The 21921-nt window shown below is 36.0% G+C and carries 21 protein-coding genes and 1 tRNA gene; 6 read left to right on the forward strand and 16 right to left on the reverse strand.

The window, feature by feature from the left end:
• Nucleotides 1-117 precede the first annotated feature (117 nt).
• The 14 genes from ABMA78_RS04790 to ABMA78_RS04855 all read right to left on the reverse strand — a co-directional run bounded on the left by ABMA78_RS04790 (nucleotide 118) and on the right by ABMA78_RS04855 (nucleotide 14215).
• Nucleotides 118-810 carry a hypothetical protein gene (locus ABMA78_RS04790; RefSeq protein WP_392857560.1) on the reverse strand — a complete coding sequence of 231 codons (693 nt, stop codon included), beginning with the start codon at nucleotides 808-810 and terminating at the stop codon, nucleotides 118-120.
• 62 nt (nucleotides 811-872) lie between these two features.
• Nucleotides 873-1262, reverse strand: a complete 390-nt coding sequence (locus ABMA78_RS04795) for a hypothetical protein (RefSeq protein WP_392857562.1) — start codon at nucleotides 1260-1262, stop codon at nucleotides 873-875.
• Nucleotides 1263-1422: 160 nt separating this feature from the next.
• Nucleotides 1423-1812: a hypothetical protein gene (locus tag ABMA78_RS04800; RefSeq protein WP_392857564.1), complete on the reverse strand. Its 390-nt coding sequence runs from the start codon at nucleotides 1810-1812 to the stop codon at nucleotides 1423-1425.
• Nucleotides 1813-1939: 127 nt separating this feature from the next.
• Nucleotides 1940-2803: a hypothetical protein gene (locus ABMA78_RS04805; protein ID WP_392857566.1), complete on the reverse strand. Its 864-nt coding sequence runs from the start codon at nucleotides 2801-2803 to the stop codon at nucleotides 1940-1942.
• Entirely contained in the window at nucleotides 2745-3464 is a 720-nt protein-coding gene (locus ABMA78_RS04810; RefSeq protein WP_392857567.1) for a hypothetical protein, read from the reverse strand. Before ABMA78_RS04810 ends, ABMA78_RS04805 begins: the two co-directional genes overlap by 59 nt.
• A gap of 48 nt (nucleotides 3465-3512) precedes the next feature.
• Nucleotides 3513-4562 carry a hypothetical protein gene (locus ABMA78_RS04815; RefSeq protein WP_392857568.1) on the reverse strand — a complete coding sequence of 350 codons (1050 nt, stop codon included), beginning with the start codon at nucleotides 4560-4562 and terminating at the stop codon, nucleotides 3513-3515.
• Between the two features lie 205 nt (nucleotides 4563-4767).
• A tRNA-Leu gene (locus ABMA78_RS04820) sits at nucleotides 4768-4851 on the reverse strand.
• A gap of 83 nt (nucleotides 4852-4934) precedes the next feature.
• A complete protein-coding gene (locus ABMA78_RS04825; RefSeq protein ID WP_392857570.1) occupies nucleotides 4935-6980 on the reverse strand; it encodes a hypothetical protein in 2046 nt (681 codons plus the stop codon).
• Entirely contained in the window at nucleotides 6981-7811 is an 831-nt protein-coding gene (locus ABMA78_RS04830) for a hypothetical protein (RefSeq protein WP_392857573.1), read from the reverse strand.
• A gap of 108 nt (nucleotides 7812-7919) precedes the next feature.
• On the reverse strand, nucleotides 7920-8792 hold the full coding sequence (locus tag ABMA78_RS04835) for an ABC transporter permease (protein ID WP_392857575.1): 873 nt from the start codon (nucleotides 8790-8792) through the stop codon (nucleotides 7920-7922).
• 8 nt (nucleotides 8793-8800) lie between these two features.
• The gene (locus ABMA78_RS04840; protein ID WP_392857578.1) at nucleotides 8801-9742 is read right to left on the reverse strand and encodes an ABC transporter permease; all 942 of its coding nucleotides are present in this window, start codon (nucleotides 9740-9742) and stop codon (nucleotides 8801-8803) included.
• 114 nt (nucleotides 9743-9856) lie between these two features.
• The gene (locus ABMA78_RS04845; RefSeq protein ID WP_392857581.1) at nucleotides 9857-11620 is read right to left on the reverse strand and encodes an ABC transporter substrate-binding protein; all 1764 of its coding nucleotides are present in this window, start codon (nucleotides 11618-11620) and stop codon (nucleotides 9857-9859) included.
• Between the two features lie 106 nt (nucleotides 11621-11726).
• The gene (locus tag ABMA78_RS04850; protein ID WP_392858022.1) at nucleotides 11727-12425 is read right to left on the reverse strand and encodes a hypothetical protein; all 699 of its coding nucleotides are present in this window, start codon (nucleotides 12423-12425) and stop codon (nucleotides 11727-11729) included.
• On the reverse strand, nucleotides 12344-14215 hold the full coding sequence (locus tag ABMA78_RS04855; protein WP_392857583.1) for a tetratricopeptide repeat protein: 1872 nt from the start codon (nucleotides 14213-14215) through the stop codon (nucleotides 12344-12346). Before ABMA78_RS04855 ends, ABMA78_RS04850 begins: the two co-directional genes overlap by 82 nt.
• 492 nt (nucleotides 14216-14707) lie before the next feature.
• Here ABMA78_RS04855 and ABMA78_RS04860 point away from each other — a divergent pair, with 492 nt between their 5' ends.
• From ABMA78_RS04860 to ABMA78_RS04885, 6 genes are read left to right on the forward strand one after another with little or no spacing between them, the layout of a single operon-like run.
• Nucleotides 14708-15097: a polyhydroxyalkanoate synthesis regulator DNA-binding domain-containing protein gene (locus ABMA78_RS04860; RefSeq protein WP_021265786.1), complete on the forward strand. Its 390-nt coding sequence runs from the start codon at nucleotides 14708-14710 to the stop codon at nucleotides 15095-15097.
• A 45-nt stretch (nucleotides 15098-15142) separates the two neighbouring features.
• On the forward strand, nucleotides 15143-15799 hold the full coding sequence (locus ABMA78_RS04865; RefSeq protein ID WP_392857586.1) for an outer membrane protein: 657 nt from the start codon (nucleotides 15143-15145) through the stop codon (nucleotides 15797-15799).
• The gene (locus ABMA78_RS04870) at nucleotides 15799-16611 is read left to right on the forward strand and encodes an ArsA-related P-loop ATPase (protein ID WP_392857587.1); all 813 of its coding nucleotides are present in this window, start codon (nucleotides 15799-15801) and stop codon (nucleotides 16609-16611) included. Before ABMA78_RS04865 ends, ABMA78_RS04870 begins: the two co-directional genes overlap by 1 nt.
• Nucleotides 16612-16619: 8 nt before the next feature.
• Nucleotides 16620-17621, forward strand: coding sequence for an ArsA family ATPase (locus ABMA78_RS04875; protein ID WP_392857589.1), 1002 nt, complete (start codon nucleotides 16620-16622; stop codon nucleotides 17619-17621).
• Entirely contained in the window at nucleotides 17618-19000 is a 1383-nt protein-coding gene (locus ABMA78_RS04880) for a pyridoxal-phosphate dependent enzyme (protein WP_021265745.1), read from the forward strand. The genes ABMA78_RS04875 and ABMA78_RS04880 overlap by 4 nt, the downstream gene beginning before the upstream one ends.
• Nucleotides 19000-20166, forward strand: coding sequence for a trans-sulfuration enzyme family protein (locus ABMA78_RS04885; RefSeq protein ID WP_392857592.1), 1167 nt, complete (start codon nucleotides 19000-19002; stop codon nucleotides 20164-20166). The genes ABMA78_RS04880 and ABMA78_RS04885 overlap by 1 nt, the downstream gene beginning before the upstream one ends.
• On the opposite strand, the gene ABMA78_RS04890 is transcribed toward ABMA78_RS04885, so the two are convergent.
• Both ABMA78_RS04890 and ABMA78_RS04895 read right to left on the reverse strand, forming a co-directional pair.
• Nucleotides 20163-20825, reverse strand: coding sequence for a hypothetical protein (locus tag ABMA78_RS04890; RefSeq protein ID WP_392857595.1), 663 nt, complete (start codon nucleotides 20823-20825; stop codon nucleotides 20163-20165). The genes ABMA78_RS04885 and ABMA78_RS04890 overlap by 4 nt on opposite strands.
• Nucleotides 20806-21876, reverse strand: coding sequence for a hypothetical protein (locus ABMA78_RS04895; RefSeq protein WP_392857596.1), 1071 nt, complete (start codon nucleotides 21874-21876; stop codon nucleotides 20806-20808). The genes ABMA78_RS04890 and ABMA78_RS04895 overlap by 20 nt, the downstream gene beginning before the upstream one ends.
• Nucleotides 21877-21921 lie beyond the last annotated feature (45 nt).

Consider the following 21921-nt stretch of genomic DNA (forward strand, 5'->3'; position numbering starts at 1 on the left):
ACAAGAGCGGGATAATGACTAAGTGACCGTCATTTTTAATAGGCGTAATTTCTTAATTTCCGGGACTCTAACACGCTAGACGCTGTGTTTCAAGGGCCGTGGAAATAATACAATTGTTCAATTATTAATTGTATTAAACTCTGATCGTAAATTTTTGGCCATGTTGCTAAAAAATGTTGAGACCGTGATGGATTTATTAAGTAACCAATGGTCAGTGCTACAAGTAAATGTGTATGTATAGCGAGTTTTGCCACCGGAGGCAGGCATTATATAGTAAACCCCACCAGAGGTTTGCATCACACTGTTATTACTAAGAGGAGAAGAGATATAGGCCTTAGATTGCTTATCATTCAACATCTCCATCGTGATCTTGAAACCATCCATATATCGATAGACACGAATAAGGTCATTATATGTATAAAGACCGCGATTATATGACCTGCGCTTTACGACAAAACGCTTAATTTCATTCTTATCCAGTTTTTTAACTTTAAGATTTTTAATGATTACTGATTCGATTAGTGAATCACTCGAGAATGGACATGAGATATTTTTAGCAGAAAGCGTACGCTTATCCCTGTACTCGTTATTACAACGCTTATCAAAGGCAAGAACTGTTTCTAGAACCTTATCAACAGGCTGAGCAATCGTATCGCTAATTGTTCCCTGATAGAAGCGAATGCCCTTCTTTTTTCCAGAAAGCATTGAGACATCAAATTCCTTTGATTTTTCACGGTAGTCTATTTCAAATTTTTTGATATTGATTGCATATGATGAAATCGCCGCAAATACTAAAATAAGAGTCTTCATGCCATCTATTTACCACCATTTGAAAATTTGGGCAAAGACAATAGGCTCTAAATAAAACTATATTACTCTCTATTGTCTTTGTGATCGTTGAAGAAGCGATTAATGGCATCTTCTCCGTCTTCCGCGCTAACTTCTAGTAATGTATTCATCGCATCGAGAATACGATCTTCTTCATCAGCAGAATAGTCATTATGAGCAAGGCGATCTTCTAAGTTTCTTATAACATGTTGTAATGCCGTCTCTTCTGCTAAAATCTGCCTTTTTAAAAGAAGACTATCAAGGGCCTTTTGCCTTTTTATAATTGAAATATTAAGAGCAGTACTCTCTTGCTCATGATGATAAATTTCTTCTTTGATTGTATTTAGCTTCTTCTCTAACTCAAGATCAAGATCACCAGCAAATGAGCTAGCTGAAATCAATAGAGTAAAGAATGCGATTGATAATGCCTTCATGATCATTTCCTTTAATTTTAAAATTGAACTAAAGTAAGATTATCATCAACAAAGAATATTTCACTCAATCTTGAAAGCATTACAAGTGCTGTACAAAAGGTACACACGAACTTATCGAGGCCCTTTGAATACTAAAAGGCCTCAAGTAGCTGAAATTGTTTTAGAAGTCGCGAAATACTTCGTCTTCGATGAATTCAGAAGTTTCAAAATTCTTAAACCACAGCCTCGCAGAGATAGTCTTAATGATCTCACCCGTTTTTACATCTTTTATTCCGATATCAAGATTGGCAATGTCACCAGCGATCTCATAACACTCTTCCATCGTTGTATTATCAATAATGCGCTTTTTGGCCCACTCATGAAAGACACGACTCATTTTTATTCTAACTGGTAAGTTGTCACCAAAGTTTCCCTGTACCATACAAGCAGTACTAAGTGGTACTGGCATTGGCTCAGTTGTTTGGTCACTATCCGTTTGATCATTTGCAAATGAATTAAGCCCCGTTAGAAGCACAAGTAAACACAGTAATCCCTTTAACATTTTAGGCATAAATCCTCCCTCTCAATAGAATTCACATTTTGATATGGGAAAACCTATCAACATCTAAGAGGCTCGACAAACCAAGTTCATACAAATTGAGAAAGATTAAGAAAATATTAACCTTGTTCTAATACCGTTAGAAATTTGTCATTGGAGATATGGGAAAAATAACTTCAGAAGTAGCGGAATATTGAGAACGGCCGCCCCAGTAATCGATATACTTATAGCGAAAGTAATAGCGTCCATCTCGGGTGCTACGCCAACAGAATTCAGACCTATCAGACCAGAGTTCCCTAACAATTCGCTTCATCTTACTATCGCGATAAATTTCAATATAGTACTTCTTTGCAGTCTTATAATCAGGAAGATCGACTCGGTAGCACTTATCTTTTGAATTATACTTCATCACATACTTATTCATCTGCTTCGGCTTACTATTTTCAGGGGGAGTAAGAATGAAATTCTTTTCGCCAAATGAAACGAGTTGATCATTTTCAAAATGAGAAATTTTAATTTTATAATGGCCGGTTTGGTTTTCTTTGAAGTCATATGAACGTTGATTAACGATCTCTCTATTTATTACTTCATCTTTGCTATTGAGAACTTCTACAACGTATTTACCAGATTTAGATAATTGATTTAGCGACGTCCAACTAAAGGATTCGGTAATCATATCTTTCTTATTTTTAGGAGATCCTCTTTCAATCACAATCTGCTGAATTTCGACCTTCTCAACAACCTTGATTTCTTCAACCACTTCAGCCACTTCAGCCACTTCAGCCACTTCAACTTCAGTAGGCTTCTCTTTTGTTTTGGTAACTTTTGGAACAGGGAGAATAGGAATGACAGCTTTATCCTTAGAAGGATTTATAAAAGCTGAAGCAATGACCACTCCCACAACGATCAAGGAGATTAAAATAATTTGATTAGTTCTATTTTTCTTACTTTTTAATAATTTTTTCAGAACTGATCTCTCTTCTTTTCGGGTTTGAAAAATCATACTTTTTTCTTACCGCATGATACTCCATTTGAACTGTCTCAAAGTCTTTGTAGTATAGAGTAAACCCAGGAAAGATAAGATCATAGTCGTCAATGATCTCTTTATTATTATCCCAAATATTAATCCAGAAACGACTATTGCCTTCATACACTCCCTGTGAAATTTTTCCCAGAGTATCATCCTTCTTAATTAAATATGGCTCGCCTTCAGGTCTTATATATTCCAACTCTTCAGGAATTCTTGGAACCTTAATTGTTTGTCCAACATGCATATCAACTGTTCCATTTAATTCTCTGATCTCTTTCCACTTACGAATATCTTTGTAGAGATAGAAAGCAATTTTCATGGCCGTATCAAATTCTTGAACGACATATAGGTCATATTCCATACTTGAAGACGCTGGAGCACGATGACCTTTTAAAGAGATTTCTTTTTCAATGATATTTCTTTTTGGAATATCTTCGTAAATAGTATCCGATCGCAAGAGATCACTCTTCTCACTAACAGTACCAAGGTTAAAAACGAGATCATCCTGAGTTAGAACGAGAGTATCCCCTTCAACTACTGAATCGTCATCTGCAATAAACTTGGAAGCATCAAATGAACAAGATTGAAAAATAAGAGCAATAAATAAAACTGAAATTAAATTATACTTTTTCACATACACCTCAATATATATTGTCGGTATTAGTGAATAAAAGTTTAAATTTTATAAAATATAGCCAAAACCTAGTCCCACTCTTAGTGTCGTGATATCTGATGGGCCATTCATCCAATGATATTTAATTAAACTGTGAGCAAAGAAATTATTCCCGACGTTTTTAAACAGGTATAAGAGAATTTTGCTACCAGTAAAGCTTTGTGTATTCTCTGCGTTAGCTAAACTTATGCTTCTTTGAGATGATAGCGACTGTGAATAGCTTAATTTAGTAAAAATCCTATGTCCTAGTACCTCTATTGAGCGAGAGGCCCCTACTGTGAGGTAGAGCACTTCATTTGTATCGAAAGTAACAAGGTCGTTCTTCTGTAAATTTTCAAGATTGAAAGTATTAAACTTTTCAAAATCGAAGCCTGCATACAATGAGATGGCAGGAGACTGTAAGCGATATGAGAAATAGACGTTACCACCAATTTCTGGATCCACCTTAACTTCATCACTAGTATAGTTGTCAATCTCAGCAGTCGTTAGATAAGAGTAATAAAGACTACCAGAAATATTATATGAACTATCCTTTGGATAATAAGCAGAGCTTAGACCTAATGAGACTGGTGAGTTTTGTAAAAAGCTAACATCTGCATAAGATGGATTAGCTTGCGAAAACTTACCATAAGAGGCCATATAAAAAACTGAAGAACGAAAGGACTTTTGGCCAAGCTGCTCCTTTATCCTATTCATACTTTTTTGACTTATTTGTTCTGTCTTATTAAGCCTATGCTGGAAAACTGAGAATTTATTATAATCGAGTAAATCGACAGAAATATAAAGTTGGAGAATTGTATCCTTTTGTAATTTTGAAAAGTCTAATTGATTGGCCTTCATTGTTCGCTTAACCATTTCGTGGTTAATGCTGACGACTGCTTCATCAATAATAAATTTCTTATATATTTCAGATAGTCGTTCTCCATCAAAAGCTATCCGATATGGAAATTTTATGAAATCGACATTCTTATTTCTTACTACTTCTTTAAAATCAATTGGCTCTGCACGCACAGAGAAGAAACAAAAGAGAGTTATTAGTATTACTTTTATAATTTTCACTTAAATCCGATTTTTAACTACAAATTGTATTTAATTATAACAAATGATTGATTTGAAGCAACCGCCTTCGTGCAGAGTGGAATATAGGATCGTTTAAACAAGTAATACGATCAATTCATCTTACGAAGTTGAGAGCTAAATAATGACAAAATTAAAGTTGAAGAAAGGCAAAAAAAAAGACCGCGAAAGCGATCTACCAAAAAGATGGTGCCCAGAAGAGGACTTGAACCTCCACGCCAAAGGCACTAGATCCTAAGTCTAGCGTGTCTACCAATTTCACCATCTGGGCACAATTAAAAATTTTTCAAAAATTTCATTGGTAAGGCGTGAGAATATTTATAAGGGACTTCATTCAAAATGGCAAGAAAAAAATTAAGCTGCTGATTTATTTTTATTATTAAGCTTTCTCTCTAAGTCTTTAATTTTATTTGAAAGGATTTTATTTTCCTGATTTATTTTATGATTATCTTTTTTTAGAGAAGAAATTTCTGTCTCCATCTTCGATTTAATCTTATTTTGTTTATCCATTAGCTTCTCAAGATGGGCAATTTTCTTATTATTTACTCCGCCACTAGCAGCTGCCTTCTTTGCCTTCTCTAGTGTTTGTATTTGAGACTGAGCAAATTTAAGCCTTTGCTTGTACATCTTGATTTCAATGTTAGCATCCTTAAGTTTTGTCTCCAGATCTTCACCTGAACCAGCACCACCAGATGCACCTCCATTAAACTTTGATAATTCTTTTTCTAGGTCTTCAACCTTTAAAATCTCTTCCTTTAGCTTTTGTTGGGCAAGCGAAAGCTCTTGCTTATCTTCTGCCGCAGATAAATTGGCGGCATCAACCTTTTGGCTCATCACTTCGATGGAGTCATTTTTGATTTCAAGCTCTTTTGAAAGTTGCTTAACCTTATCCTCAAGGTCTTGCATTGCTCGCTGCTCTCCCATAGACCCTAAAGGAGACTCACTATCCCCCTCGCTTACAGGAGCGGCATTATTAGGTGATTGCTTGGCCTGCTCTAACTTTGCCTGCATTTGCTCAAATAAGTGGCTCATACGAGCAACTTTCTCTTTCATGGCAAAGTATTCTGACTCTCTTATAAATTGCTCTACAGACTTGCCACTTTTCTCCAACACTTCTTCAGCAAGACTTCCCTCAACATCTTCTTTAACTGTTTCAAAGTCTTCTTTTGGAACGTTATAATTTTCTTCGACATAGCCCTGAACTGAATTAATGTATTCATTATAGGTTTCAGGCCCTTTTTCATTTAGAATTTTAGATTTTATTTCTTCTTTTAGAGCATCGTTATCAATTGGCCAATTTTCGGCTTTAACAAGATCTTTTAAAGTTTGTCTATCCACCTTATTAAAGAAGTTTTCGTTAAACTCTTCCCTACTTTGTTCCTCAAAGCTATTAACTACTGTTAATCTAATCGCTTCTTTTAAGCTCTCTGTTCTTTCTTTATTAAGTGCAGATTTTTTTATAAAATCAATATCATCATCAGCAAGAACTTTTAGAATTTGCTTATCAGGATAGGCTTCTAGGTGATCGAGAAATTCATCATTTGTTACTTCTCTTTTTGATAGAAAATCAATAATTCGCTTTAACTCTTTAAGAGTTACCTTCTTTACGATTGGGTCATGGTAGTTGGTGTGATCAACAATTTTTTCACTGGCATTTGCTACAGTTTCACTATTAGAGATGATCCTAGAAGCTCCCACTTCATAATCAAAACGCGCAATATACGATTTTTTCTTCTGAAGAGAGAATCTTAAATCCATCTTTCCTTGCTTACGATTTATTCTTAGGCAAAGGTACGAAAAATCATTCGAAACAAAACGATAAATTTCATTAATTAACTCATCGTCTACAAAGATCGATGAGACATTCATATTAATGAGCAGCTCTTCATCACTAAAAAGCATCTCCATTTCAACAGGAGCACATTGTCTTTTTAAAACAATGCCATTTAAAACTCCTTGTAAGCTTGTCGAAAGCTTTTCAATATCAAATCCATTCTCATGGGCCTTAAGATTTGCAAGATCACAATAGTAACCGACACTAAAGCGAGAAAGAATTTTGTACTGCTTAACCTTTGTAAATTGAGGAAATGTACGGTTTTTAGGTGTTTGTAAAACACCGAAGTAATTTTCAAGTTCATTTAAAATAAATGAATTCTCTGTATACATAGCATCAGGAGTAAGGCTGACTTCACCGATTTTGACTTCTTCGCTAATATAGACAACTTTCCCCATTGGGTTAGTATTCTTATAGCTGACGTCATCAACAATAATATTTTTCTTATCCGCTAGCTCTGTAATATTTTCGACTTGAATAAAACTTAAGTCTTCACACATTAATTCACCTAGCTTATCAAAAAGCTCTTGTGCAATAAATGTGTAAACTTCAATTCTATTAGTCATCTAAGCACTCCTCCCAATATCTTCTTGAGAGAAAATTTCATTGAAGTAGCGATAGTCTTTTACATTTTCTAAAATGGATTTAAAGATGACTTCAATATCATTAGAGTCAAATTCTAACTCTAAGGCGAACACCTGGTCATGAATCTTATGCCATAGGTTACTAATATCGTCGTCCAAGTTATAGTCGAGCTCAAAAAAGTCCTTACTTAAACTCTTTAGATACTTAATATTCCCATAAGACTCCTCCAGGCTTGCTAGCCTATCTGTTACGCTTGTTCCATTGCGGCAAACATATGAGAAGTAAGTCATTAGGACTGTATTAAAAACTTCCTTTAAAAAGTTAAAGTCGAGATAACCAGATACTAGTGACAAGTAAACAACAGAAGAAGCGATAACTTGTGCCTTCTTAAAAGTGATAGCACTTGTTTTAATAAATTCTTCTTCAAGGTTTATCTTATCATTGTTGAACTCATAGAAAGTTTCATGACAAATAAAAACGAAGTCTAGTGTTGAAGACTTTTCACCTTCATTTAAGGCGCGATAGAAGTCCACTAAAATAAGATTACGATAACGTAGCTTAACCTCTTCTAACTGGGCTTTTTGAAGATCCATAAAGTGGTCAACGACCTTAGAGACGCGCTCTTCATCGATGATTATTTTTTGAAAGAATTGATCGTTTTGTTGAGAAAGTTTTTCTACTAACTCGAGATTTGCAAACTCTCCAGCACGGCCTATAAGAAGGCGTCTGCCACTTGGACGTGACCAATACAACTCTCCCTTAAGTAGAGGATTGTTTTGTATTTGATGGAGGCTTAAGTTTATCTCTCTCATAATCCCGTAAGTTAATAAAATTAGGGCCTATTTCTAGGCCCTCTTAACAATATTTATCGGAATGTTGAGTAAATAAATTAAGCTATTTTTTAATAGTAGAGCGTTTTCCTACGCTTTACCTTTAAGCTTTGGATCTAGAGAGTCACGAAGAGCATCTCCAAGAAGGTTTAGTGCTAGAACAAGCACAAACATCGCTAGTGTTGCCGCAGAAAGTTGCCACCAAACACCACGAGCAAGTTCAAGTTTTGAATCATCAATCATTGTTCCCCAAGATGGCTGTCCTTGAACACCAAGTCCTAAATAAGAAAGGATAACCTCAGACTTAATCGCCTGTTGAAATCTTAGAGAGAATTGAATGATAACAATGTGGAAGATATTTGGAAGAATATGCTTAAACATTCTTCTCATATTACCTGCACCAAGAGCTGCCGCTGCTTGGACATACTCTCTTTCCTTGTGACGAAGAACTTCACCACGCACAAGACGACATAGACCTACCCAAGAAGTTACCCCAAGAGCTAAGAATAATGACGACGTTCCTTTTCCTAGTACCATTGTTACGGCAAAAAGAAGCATGATATATGGAATCGATGCAAGTGACGTGTAAAACCAAACAATGATTTCATCGACTTTTCCACCAAAGTATCCGGCCATAAGACCTAGAGTCACACCAATTACAGTTGAGATCATTGCTGTTGAGAAACCAATCCCAATTGCCATCTCTGCACCTTTTAGAGTTTTATAAACAACAGAGCGTCCGAAAATGTCTGTTCCAAATAAAGCATCGGCACTTGGTGGCATATAAGATGCACCAATTTCTTTTGACCATTCACCTGCAATTACACCAAAGAATGTAAGTGCAGCTAGTAATACATATAATCCAATAACAACCATACTGAAGACTGCGGCTTTATCTTTTTTAAGCTCAGTCCAAGCATGTCCCCATAGTGATTTTGATTCGCTTGATAAATTTGCTGACATGACAACTCCTACTTTAACCTTACTCTTGGATCAACGATTGTATATAGAATATCCGTAATTACTGTGAAGATGATATAGGCCATTGCCGAAAGAATCGTCATTGCCTTAATAACTGGAAAGTCATTATCAAATACAGCTTTTACAGTTAATCCACCTAGCCCTGGAATTGAGAAGAAACTCTCAAGAAGTAGAGCACCTAAAATAAGGAAAGGGATTTGAATAACTACATATGTAATAATTGGAATTAATGAATTTTTTAAAACGTGCTTTAATAGAACGACTCTTTCACTAAGACCTTTTGCACGAGCTGTACGAACATAGTCTTGGTAAATATCATCTAGAATAACTGTTCTAAAGTAACGAAGGTCAGGACCTAAGTTTAATACGACCATAATAATAACTGGAAGAATTACGTAAGGAATAAAGTAAGGGAATCCATGTTCGTAACCTGAAATTTCAAACCATCCTAGCTCATATGCAAAAAACTTTTGGAAGAAAAGAATATATGCAAGAGATGGGATACTCATTAAAGAAACACTTACAATAACTAACGTGCGGTCGATTGCTTTACCTCTAAAGAACGAAACAACGATTGCTAGTAAGATTGATAGAATAGTCGAGATTAAGAAAGCTGGAAGAGTTAAAGTTAGTGATGGTACAGCACCTTCTTTAATCATTTCAATAATACTTTGCTTAGTTGCCCATGAACGACCAAAGTCGAATGTAAACGCAGACTTTACGATACCAATATATTGTTCAACAAGAGGACGATCTAAACCTAGCTCGTGTCTTACCTCTGCAATTTGCTTCGCGCTTGCGTGCTTACCTAATAGAAGTTGGGCAGGATCATACCCAGAAAGGTTAAAGATTGCGAAAATAATTAAACATACCCCAAGAATAATAGGGATCGTATAAAGTAATCTTCTTAAAATATATGACCAAGTATTCACAAAAACAGCTCCTTAGCTCTTACTTAATTAAAGCGTTTCGCTTATTTAAAAAAGCAACCATTTCGATTGCTTCATTAAATAAGCGCCGGAGAAAACTCCAGCGCTATAAATCAATTATAATTTTGATTGCATATTCTTTTTAGCTTCAAGATCAATATCTAGGTATTGAGCTTGACCAGCTTCAAAGTCAGTTGTGATGTAGTTCCTTAACCAGCTATGCTTGATTAGGTATGACTGACGGTGAACACCGTATAGCCATGGAACTTCTTCAGCTGCCATCTTATTAAGCTGCTCATAAATTGCAGTTCTCTCTGGAGAATCTTGCATGATTGAAGCTTTTGCGAAAAGTTCATTGAACTTAGGATTGTTGTAACCTGATCCGTTAGCACCTGGTGAACGATTTGGTCCGTAAAGAAGCTGTAGGAAGTTTTCAGCATCTGGGTAATCTGCACCCCATGCGATTCCGTAAAGCATTACCTGGCGAGCTGTGATTTTCTTTTGTAGCTCTGGCCATGAGTTTTGAACAACTTTGATATTTACACCAATTTCGGCCATTTGTTTCTTGAATAGTTCACCAATTTGTCTTGAAGTTGAAGAACTTGGACAGTCATAAGTAATTTCTGGAAGACCTTTACCTTCAGGGTAACCAGCTTTTGCAAGAAGTGCTTTAGCTTTTTCAAGGTCACGGCTTCTGTATGGACTTACGTAATCTGGCATATTACCAGCGATCCCTGGAGGAACAACTGATTGTGCCGGAAGAGCTGTATCATTATAGAATAGCTTATTAAATTCTTTAACATTGTAAGCTAGAGCAAGAGCTCTTCTTAGGTCAACATTGTGAAATAGTTTTAGATCATGATTGAATGCTGTGTAAGTAACATCTAGAGATGGTGAAACTGAAAGCTCAATTCCTTTCTTAGCGAACTCATCACCAAGTCCCTTACCTGGAGTAACAGCTGATTCAAAGTTATCTTTTGGGATACCAATATAATCGACTCTACCCTTTAGGAAGTTTAGCCATCTTGGTTGATCTTCTTTGATAATATTAACTTCGATTTTTTTTACGAAAGGAACTTGTTTACCTGCGTACTTAAGCATGTGCTTAAATTCATCACTTGCTTCAGTTGGGAAAAGTTTCTTTCTAAAGTTAGGGTTTACCTCGTAAGTAAATTTCTTTGCAGACTGACGGAACTCCTTAAGCATAAATGGCCCTGTACCAACTGGGTGGTTAAGGAATTCTTTCCCGTAGTGATCTACAACTTCCTTAGCAACAACAAATGTAAATGGCATTGCAAGAGAGTATAGGAATTGTGGGAATTGCTTCTTTAGTTTGAACTGAAGAGTATACTTATCAAGAGTCTTTAGTCCCTCAACAACTTCTGTGTAATCAACAGTGTCTTTTTTAGAGTTTTTCTCACGCCACTCATCAAGACCTACAATTTTGTCTTGAAGTAGCCACCAACCAAGCCCCTGAAGCTTTGGATCAGCAAGTCTTTTAATTGAGTATACGAAATCTTGTGCAACTAGCTCACGACCTTTACCATCTTTAAAAGCAGCATCATCGTGAAATAGAACACCTTGTTTAATTTTGAAAGTATAAGTTAGTCCATCTTCAGAAACTTCTGGAAGAGATTCTGCAAGGTTTGGCACAAGCGTGTATGGTCTTTTTAGGTAATGATACTCTAGTAGACCTTCATAAACACGACCAACTTCATTTGAAGAGTACTTGTCGTTTGAGTAAATTGGATCCATTCCCTTCACTTCTGAAGTAACGGCCAGGTGTAGAACTTTCTCACTAAGATCTACTTTTTTTGTACATGAAACAGTTAAAGTTAAAAGTCCCATGATTAAAAATGAAACAAGATTCCTTGATTTCATAAACCATCCTTTGTTCAAAAAATTATTGCATAGAATAATACTAGAGTAATTTATACAAGAGATAAGATAAATTTACTAGAATTTATTAGGAATCGGTGTTGCGCTGCTAGATAGATTCACAGCTATCGACGATTAAATCTAAGGCCAAAATTCTCTGCTCTTTCTGTGGATTCTTTGTGTGCCTAATGCCTTCGAGTCTAATGAATTTATATTCGTTGGCCTCGAGCTGGCTGAAGCTTGCGTGATACTCATACTTTCCAAGCATCTTTCTCTCGAAGTCTACATTGCCATTGCTGTAATGTGTAAGCTTCCCTTCAAGACACCCACTGTCACAATAATTGCTGTCGACATTTTTCAAGTCACTGAAGAAGAGACGATTTTTAAGTAAAAAATCATCCAAAATTTTTAATGAAGTATAACGCCCTGCCTTCACTAACTCAGTTGAAATTTTCTTATAAAGAGTTCCTTCAACTGGTCTCGTTGCGTCGAGTGGAAGAATAAGTGTTTCTTGTCCTTTAAAGGGTACATCAATGGCCAAGCTAAAAGTCTTTTTATTTAAAATGGCATTGTATGTAAATCGGTCCTGACTTTTGCCAAACTTTAAGCGGCCTCGGCCCTTAAACTCTTTACATAGTCCACTACTAAGAAGCTTATGGGCCACAACTTTATCAGTTGAGCCCTTAGCATTTATGTCTTCTTTAATTGGATTTGTTGTACAGGATATTAACGAGATGCCGGCAAGCGCACAGAGTCCAGCTTTTCGATATAATTTAGAATTTCTTCGCGTTCGTTTACTTTCGTACAATTTTTAAGTGCCTCGACATAGTATTGACGAGCCTTTTCCGGCTTCTTTAATGAAGTATATATGAGCCCTAAGTGCTTTGCAATGACCACATCATCACTAACAAGAGCGAATGCCTTCTTAATTTCGCGGTATGCTTTTTGATACTCACCAGTTTTATAATAGTACCAACCTAAAGAGTCTCGGATATACCCATCTTGTGGATTAAGCTGAACAGCTCTTTTAATATAAGCATAGGCCTTATCCATATGAACACCTTGCTCTAAGTATGTATAGCCTAGAAAGTTTAGTGCATGAGAATTATTAGGATCACGCTTTAAGATATCGAGCATGATCTTTTCTGCTTTTGTGAAGGCCTTATCTTTTTCATATAAAGACGCAAGGTAGTATGCGTGGCCATCAGTATAGCTATCGTGCTCAATTTGAGATTCCATTAAAGCAATCGCTCTTCCAAGGTCTTTTCTATTTTCATAGTAGCCCGCAAGAATAACTTCTAGTTCAAAGCGTAACTCTTTCGATGCTTTTGAACGCTCTTTCACGAATTCAACAAAACGCTTTTCTTGAGAACGATCTTTTTGAGCATAGGTATTTAAAATATTGGCAATCTGAATATTAGACTCATGAAAGAGAGAGCTGTCTTCTTTAATACGTGAGAAATAAGTTACAGCTAAGTCACCCTCATTAGACTTCTGATATAGACTTGCTAGGTAGTACAGAACCTTATCAGAATCTGGTATTACAGAAAGGATCTCTTTAAAGATACCTTTTGCATCTTCAATTCTTTCTGTCTCAGTATAAATAACCCCAAGTCTCACTTTCAAATTTAAGTTCTCAGGATCAAGGGCCAAAAGCTTCTCTAAGTATGGAACAACCTTCTCATACTCTCCATCCGAGAATAATAAATTCACGTACTTTCCAAGAGCTGTATAATTACTTGGTTCATACTTTAAGAACTTATGATAAAGAAGTTTCGCAGAGTTGAAGTTTCCTTCTTGCTCATAGATCATACCTAGAAGGATCGTACTCTGCTGATTTGTTGGATCTAGTTTTAAAGAGTTATTAAAGTACTTCTTTGCATTCTTGTAATCAGACTTTTCAAAATAAATCTTACCTTTATGAAAGGCATAATCACTTCGATTATCACGATCTTTTTTAGAGCAGTAACTTAATGTTCCAACTGCTTTTTTAAACTTCTTTGCATCAACATATGCCTTCGATAAGTAAATACAAGCTTCACTAAGAATTGGCTTAGTTTTATAGACTAGTTGACGGTATAGCTTAATTGATTTCTTTGAACTACCTAGGGCCCCATACACCCCTGCAAGTAGCAATTTGGCCTTCACCTTAATTTCTTTATCTGCATGTTTAATAAGGTACTCAAGTTCCTTCTTTCCATCTTCTAGTTGGCTCGACTTGATTAGCTCAACAGCATACTTTTTTCTAAGGTAAATATCTTTAGGTTTTAACTCAACAACGTGCTTTAAAATTAGAGAAGCTGAAACAGAGTCACCACTTAATGAAGCATCTGCGGCTTTTAGAAACAGGTCACTTGCAATAAAGTTCACTGTTGCCTCACCCTTTGTCTTTGCTTCCTCTACAATTTCCGAAAGAGACTGATCAACGAACTCTTGGGCCCGCCTTGCCTTCTCAATATCAGTAATCGTACTTGAAAGCTGAGATTCTTCATTTATCTTAGAATCAGAATCATCTTTAACACTGCTAGTCGTCGCACAACCAACAAGTGTTACTAAAGCTACGGTGCAGAGTGAATTTTTAATGAAAATTTTAAACATTTAATATCCTTGGCCTTACTGCCTCAATCACTCATCGTCCTAAATAGATATTTCTTAAAGAAAATTAATCCTTAATTTCGTAGGGGCAACATAAGTAAGTACTCAAGAATCAACAACTTGCATTAGCTCGACCTAATGCATGATAAATAGTTGAAATCATGGCAAATAAATGGATTCTCTTTGAATTTAGATAAAATTAAGAAGCCTATCCCTTGACAGTTACTGTCATAGACTGTTACTTCTCTGATGCAAATTTCAAAACGCTCAGCAATAGACACAGCGGGAAATCAATAAAATCTATGAACACCAACCTGTCTTTTGTAATAAGTTGAACTTGTAAGTATTTAATTTTACTTAATATGTCTTAACGGTGAAATTTATACAAAAAGCTTAACTATTAGAAAGCGTCGTGTTAATTATTAACTCGTTTTAGCTCAAGAGAATTCTAAAATTAAACTTGAGATATATTCGTAAACCAATAGGGGTAGTAGAATGAATGATGTAAGAATTATTAAAAGGTACCAAAACAGAAAACTTTATGACACACACCAAAGTTGCTATGTAACACTTGAAGAGATCGCTCAAATCATCAGAGAAGGTCACGAGATTCAAGTTATTGATAACAAGACTAAAAACGACATCACTTACATGACTCAAATTCAACTTCTTTTTGATCAAGAGAAAAAGTCAACTAAGCCAGGTGACGTAGAACTTCTTAAGAGAGTTATCCGTGGTGAAGAAGGTACATTCACTGGATATATTAGAGGTCTAGAAGGTATTGAAGCTCCAGTAGTTGAAGAAGCTCCAGCTCAAACTTTCAACGCTTTCAACAGTGCAGCAAACCTAAACTCTTCTGTTGAAACTACGACTACTTTAAACTAATATAAGGCAGTTATTACTGCATATATATTTAGTTTAGAGGGTGAAATGATTTCTAAAATTTCAAAATCTATATTAAGGCCTGCAGTTATTCTAGCAGGCCTTTTTATTTTTGGTGTTCAAACACAAACACAAGCACAAACAGTTAAACAACTGACTTCTTCAAAATCAGCGAAGAAGAATTCAGATGCTGCAGCAGCGGCGGCCCTACTTAGTGGTCAAGAGCTTCACATTCACTCAGTTGGGATCGGAATTGGTCAAACACTTCTAATGAGTGATCTAAAAGACAACGGTGAAGATAAGATTACGGCCGAATTATTCTACAATTATAAGGCTTCTTACTCATTTGATTTTTACGCCAATCTACATTATTCAAAACATGAATATGAAGGCACTTATTCAAAAACTGCAGGACTTCTTTTTGGAGCGAAAGGAAAGCTATTTCATTACGATGCTTTCCAACCATTCCTTGCAGCAGGTCTTGGATTTTTTAGACCTCAGATTAAGACTGAAACGTATAAGTCAGATGCGAAGACAGTATTTGGTTATCAACTTGGCGCAGGTGCAGACTTTGATTTAAATAGAAAAATCTCTGTTGGTGCTATGGCCACATTCAACGATCCGTTTGATGTAGATCAAGAGAATCGCTCAGATGTTGAGGGATACTACTTTAAAGTTCTACTTACGGTCTTCTACAAATTCTAATGAAGTTTAAAGACTTATATATCGTCACGGGAAAAGGAGGCGTTGGAAAAAGCCTCACTTCCCTGGCGCTTACTAAGTCGATTTCTGAACTTAATCATAATAAGAATGTCTATTATTTCTCGTTTGAACAAAATGAGGATAAAGAACTTATCAAGTCTCTTGATATCAATACCGTTGAACTAACTCACCTAAGCTCAGTCCAAGAATATATTGCTCGAAAGCTCAATTCTAAAACAATTGCAAAGTGGATTGTTTCAACTTCTTTCTTTAAGGCCCTCTTTGATATGGTGCCAAGCTTTGGCCAACTCATTTTTCTAGGGCACATTATTGATCTTGCAAAAGACGAAGAGAATATTGTGATAGTAGATGCACCAGCATCTGGTCACCTACTTTCAACAATTCACTCACCTAAGGTCTTTAAAGATATTTTTAAGATTGGGCCAATAGCAAACGATATCGATAAGATGCATAACTTCTTAACGAATAAAGAACACACTCAATGTGTCGTGGTTAGTATTCCAACAGAGCTTGCTGTTGAAGAGGGAGTTGAGTTAAGAGCTGAACTCACTGACGAATACAATTTATCGACAATTGAAGTTCTCAACTGTGACTTAACTTTGAATAAGTTCCCTGAAGATGATACTCCAGACTTTATTAAGGTAAAGATTGAGAATCAAAAACAATTACAGAAGAAGTTTCAGGTAAAATATGATCTCCACTTCCCGCTAATTATTGCTCAAAATCAAGAGCAACAAGTGGAGGCGTTGAGTGATTTAATTATAGAAAAAATGGATATCTTTAAATCCAAATAGGCTTGCTAGTGAAGGACTTTAAAAAAATAGAAATTTTTTGTGGAACAGGAGGCGTTGGAAAAACAACGATCTCAGCATCCCGCGCCTTCTCATTAGCCGCTGATAATAAGAAAGTTCTACTAATCACAATTGATCCGGCCAAGCGCCTAAGACAGCTTTTAAATTTAAAAGACCAATCTGAAATCGTTGAATTTAAAAGTGAAGAGATTTCTTTTGATGTTCTTCTATTAGATTGTAAGTCATCTTTTGAAAAGATTCTTGGTTCTAAAGTTGATAATAAAATTTTAGAAAATCTAACCAGTTCAAGAGGTGGTCTCAATGAGATTCTTGCAGTTCTTGAAATTCAGACACAAATTAATCGCAATATCTATGATGCAATTGTTGTAGACACAGCACCAGGAAAAAACTTTTTAGACTTCCTAAATTCATCAAAGAAGATCAATCGCTTTTTCAATAAGACTTTTGCAGAAGCTTTTAACTATATAACAAATCAGAATAAGCCAGGACGTTTTTTCAATCGCATTATTTCAACAGGAATTGAAAAGTTTCTAAGCTACTTAGAAAGCGTCACAGGACAGGGCTTTATTAACGACTTCCTTGAGGCCATTTCAATCCTCTATGGAAATCGTGAGAAATTTATCGATGGTTTAAGTGTAGAAAAGACATTAAATGATCCAGCTCACTCTAGGTGGTACTTAGTAACCTCGGCCGAACATATGAAGGAAGTTGAAACAAAGCAAATCTTTGACTCAATTCAGGCCCAAATGGACACCGAACGTTACCTCATTATCAATAAATCATGGTATAACAACCTCTCATCATGGCAGCCAAAAACGGCGAAGATGAAAGAGTTTAAGAAAACAATAATTAAACAAGAAGAAATAAAAACTTCCATTTCGAAAAAGTCTAATATCGAAACTCTAACGTTTCCAGATCTTGTGACTTTTGATCCTATAGAGCAATTAAGGGCCCTACAGAAAAATTGGAAGCAAACGGAGAAAGAAGTATGATGAAAGGTGCTAAGGCAAACGTTGTTGAAGCAATTGGTAATACGCCAATCGTAAAATTAAATAGTATCGGAAAAGATACAAATTGTGAGTTCTACGTAAAATTAGAATATATGAATCCTGGTGGATCAACGAAAGATCGTATCGGTGCTTATATGCTTGATCGTGCCGTTGAAGAAGGCGTTCTTAAACCAGGTGGAACAATTATTGAAGGAACATCTGGAAACACAGGTGTTGGTCTTGCAATGTGGGCAGCAGTTCACGGTTACAAATGTATTTTCGTACTAGCTGACAAGCAATCAAAAGAGAAAATTGATAACCTAAGAGCATTCGGTGCAAAGGTTGTTGTCTGTCCAACAAATGTTGAACCTGAAGATCCACGCTCTTACTACTCTGTTTCTAAAAAACTTTCGGAAACAATTCCAAATTCATTTTATGTAAATCAATACGATAACCTACATAACAGAAATACTCACTACACTTGGACTGCTCCAGAAATGTATGAGCAAACGCAAGGTGACTTTGATGTTTTCATGGCAGCAGTTGGTACAGGTGGAACAATCAGTGGATGTGGCCGTTACTTCAAAGAAAAAATGGATAAGGTAGAAGTCGTTGGTGTTGACTGTGTTGGTTCAATCATCGCCGGTTACCACAAAACAGGAGAGATGGGTCAAGCTCACTCATATGTTCTAGAGGGTGTTGGTGAAGACTTTATTCCTGAAAACTACGACTTTGATCTAATTGACGACTTTGAAGTTGTTAATGATAAAGAATCATTTCTTATGACAAGAAAACTTCTTAAAGAAGAAGGTATTTATGCTGGTGGTTCTGCTGGTGCCGTAATTGAAGGTGCTTTAAAGTACGCAGCTAAACAAACTGAACCAAAGAAGATCCTAATTCTTCTTCACGATTCAGGAAACCGTTACGCTTCAAAAATCTATAATGATGATTGGATGAGTGATGGTGGTTACCTTGATTCATCATTTAATGTTCAAATCTCTGAAGTATTAAATACTCTAGGTAAGGACGGAAATATTATTACAGTACAAGACACGACAACAATTGGTGAGGCCATTACGCTAATGGAAGAGAAAAACATCTCTCAAGTTCCTGTTCTAAACAAGGACGGTGATGTACTTGGTCTATGTACTGAAAGAAGTCTTATTAAACCTGTTATCATGGGCGAGTTCCAAAAAGATGATAATATTTCACTAGCGATCACAAATAAATACCGTGTTGTTGATTGTAATGAACTACTTGAGACTGTAGCTGATGCTCTTCTTAAGAAGGAAGTTGCAGTGATCACGAAAGGTGGAAAAGTTTCAGATCTACTTTCTGAAATTGATGTTCTTCAATACATGTCTGAAAAAGGCTCAAACTAATGAAGAAGCGCACACTGAAGTCTGCAGGTAAGTCATCAGTGTGCGTACATGCTGGTGGTCATCCAGATAAAGAAACAGGGGCAGTTATGCCTCCAATTTATCAGACGACCACCTATGCTCAAACAAGTCCGGGAATTCATCAAGGCTATGAATACTCTCGTTGCCACAACCCTACTCGCAGCAGACTCGAAGAATCACTTGCAGCTCTTGAAAATGCAAAGTATGCACTAGCAACCTCAAGTGGTGTCTCAATTGAAATGCTTATTATGCACGCACTATCAGTAGGTTCAACCATCCTATGTGGTGATGATGTCTATGGTGGTACGTACCGACTTTTTACAACAGTCTTTAATAAAATTCATAATTACATTTTTGTCGATACGACAGATATTAAGAAAGTTGAAGCGGCCTTAAAAGAGCATAAGCCTAAACTTGTATGGGTTGAAACTCCAACTAACCCACTCTTAAAAATTTCAGATATTGAAAAGATATCAAAGCTAGCAAAAAAGCATAAGGCCATGACTGTTGTTGATAACACATTTATGAGTCCATACTTCCAAAACCCACTTAATTTAGGTGCCGATATTGTCATGCACTCAATGACAAAGTATATCAATGGCCACTCTGATGTTGTTGGAGGTGCTTGTATGTTAAATAACAAAAAATTCTATGAGAAGTTATGGACATTACAAAAGTCTCTTGGCCCAACACAATCACCATTTGATTCTTGGCTTGTTCTAAGAGGAATAAAAACTCTCGCGATACGAATGGAAGCTCATGCAAAGAATGCTATGAAAGTGGCAAAGTACCTAGAGTCCCATCCAAAAGTCGAAAAAGTCTCATATCCTGGCCTTAAGTCTCACCCACAACACAAACTTGCAAAAAAACAAATGTCAGGCTTTGGTGGAATGATCACTTTCTTCTTGAAAGGTGATATTAAGAAGTCTAAAAAGTTTTTACAAAAAGTAGAGATCTTCTCGCTTGCTGAGAGTCTTGGTGGAGTTGAAAGCTTAATCGAGCATCCGGCCATTATGACTCATGCTTCTGTTCCAAAAAATGTTCGTGAAAGTATTGGTCTGACAGATAACCTTATTCGATTATCTGTCGGTATTGAAGATGTCGATGATTTAATCGACGACCTTGAGTCGGCCTTTAAATCGATCTAGAAACTACCAGGTCCAGCATTCTCATCAATTTGAAAATCACCAGAAGATTCAGTTGTTGAATCTACCTGAGTACTCTCTTCTTTTGTTTCAGCTTTTTCTTTGGCCGCCTTAAATTCAGCTCTCTTTCTTTTGAGATCTTCTGGAATTCTTGCAATTGGCTTTTTTATCATTAGGTAATCATAATTACCGTTACGGCCAAAGACTGTATTAGCATTTAAATACTCTTCAACTAAAAGCTTTGCACAAAATACACGGCCATGATCATCATTAAGACTATTCTTTGCACCTGAAGCGAAGATTAGGCCATCATCCTCAATAATCTTTTTAATCGTTTTATACTCATCACAAAACTCATTTGAAGTCGCGTGACACTCACCTTGTTTGCGATAAACATCAACAGAATTAGAAGTCGATTTCACGTGGATTGGATCACGACAAATATCAATAAGCCAATTACGATTCATGTACTTATACTGGTTATGAGCTATCTCTATTTCACACTCTTTCTTGCTAATAGTAATTGTCTTATTCAAAAGACCAAATGGCGCCGATTTATGTTTTACAGAAACATCAAATGTCGATTGAAAACACTCTGTTCCAGTAAAGGCCATGGCCCCAGTTGTGACAAGAATAATGATACTAGATTTTAGAAATTGCATTTTTATCTACCTCTACCATTAAGATGGTTTGATCATTTGGTAAGAAATCATCTTCATTATATCCCTTTTTACTCTGAAATGTTAATTCACTAATTAGCTCGACCGGAGACGACCAATTTTTCTTAATAAAAGAAATATATTCTTCACCATTTACGATATGGTCATTATTTTTAAAATATCCAGGAGATAGTAAAAGAACTCCTTTTCCTTTTTCTAATTGTATACTTTCTTTTTTAATTTCATATGAGTTAGGGAAGCTAAATTCATTAGACTTAATAAGAATATCATTATGAGAGAGAATTTCATGGCCGCCAATATTAACACTCTCAAGTGTGAGATCGGCCAGAGTTAATTTCGCAACAAGAATAGAAGCTTCTCCAAATTCAGAAAAATCTTCTTGGCGACTTTCTAGATGATTGAGAATCTTATCCATAGAAAGAGTGCCTTCTGCCTTCCATCCTTCAATCATTGTTAAGAAATTTCCAATTAACATATATGAGGAAGCGTGAAGAGAGATAATCCACACATCTCCACCAACCTTAAAGAAGTCAAAGAATTCACCGCCATTAGATGTTCCAGCACAAAAACGAGAAGTGATTCCAACACCACGGATCTTTTCACTTCTAAACGGTGCCATATTCTTATGCATCTCTTTGATGCTTTCTACTTGCCCAACAAGTCCTTCCATAACACTATTCATTTTATAAAGAAGTTTCTTTTGTAATTCCATGGCCTTTAGCCCTTCAACAGCATTCTTCATGTTGAGCAGGTTCTCTTCTACTGTTTTATCAGCAAAAAATACTCCTAGGCACATTTCATTTTCTAAAATAGATTTGTCGATCTGATCTCCATCATTGAATACAATAATGAAATACTCGTCGTTTGATACATCGACTTGTGATTTGGTAAAGGCAACTTGACTTGCTGCTGACTCGTTATTTTCTTCTGAAATTTCTTTATTAAGATCTGAAAGCTCTAACAATTCTAGTAGATTATTGAGCTTACCTACGGCAATTTTATCGAGATTCGTCTCGACGATTCTAATACGCATAACTCTTCCTAAGTATTTAAAATTAAATAGCGATGACACGAATTT

The sequence above is a fragment of the Halobacteriovorax sp. RZ-2 genome (assembly GCF_043196685.1).
In the GTDB taxonomy this organism is placed as follows: Bacteria; Bdellovibrionota; Bacteriovoracia; order Bacteriovoracales; family Bacteriovoracaceae; genus Halobacteriovorax_A.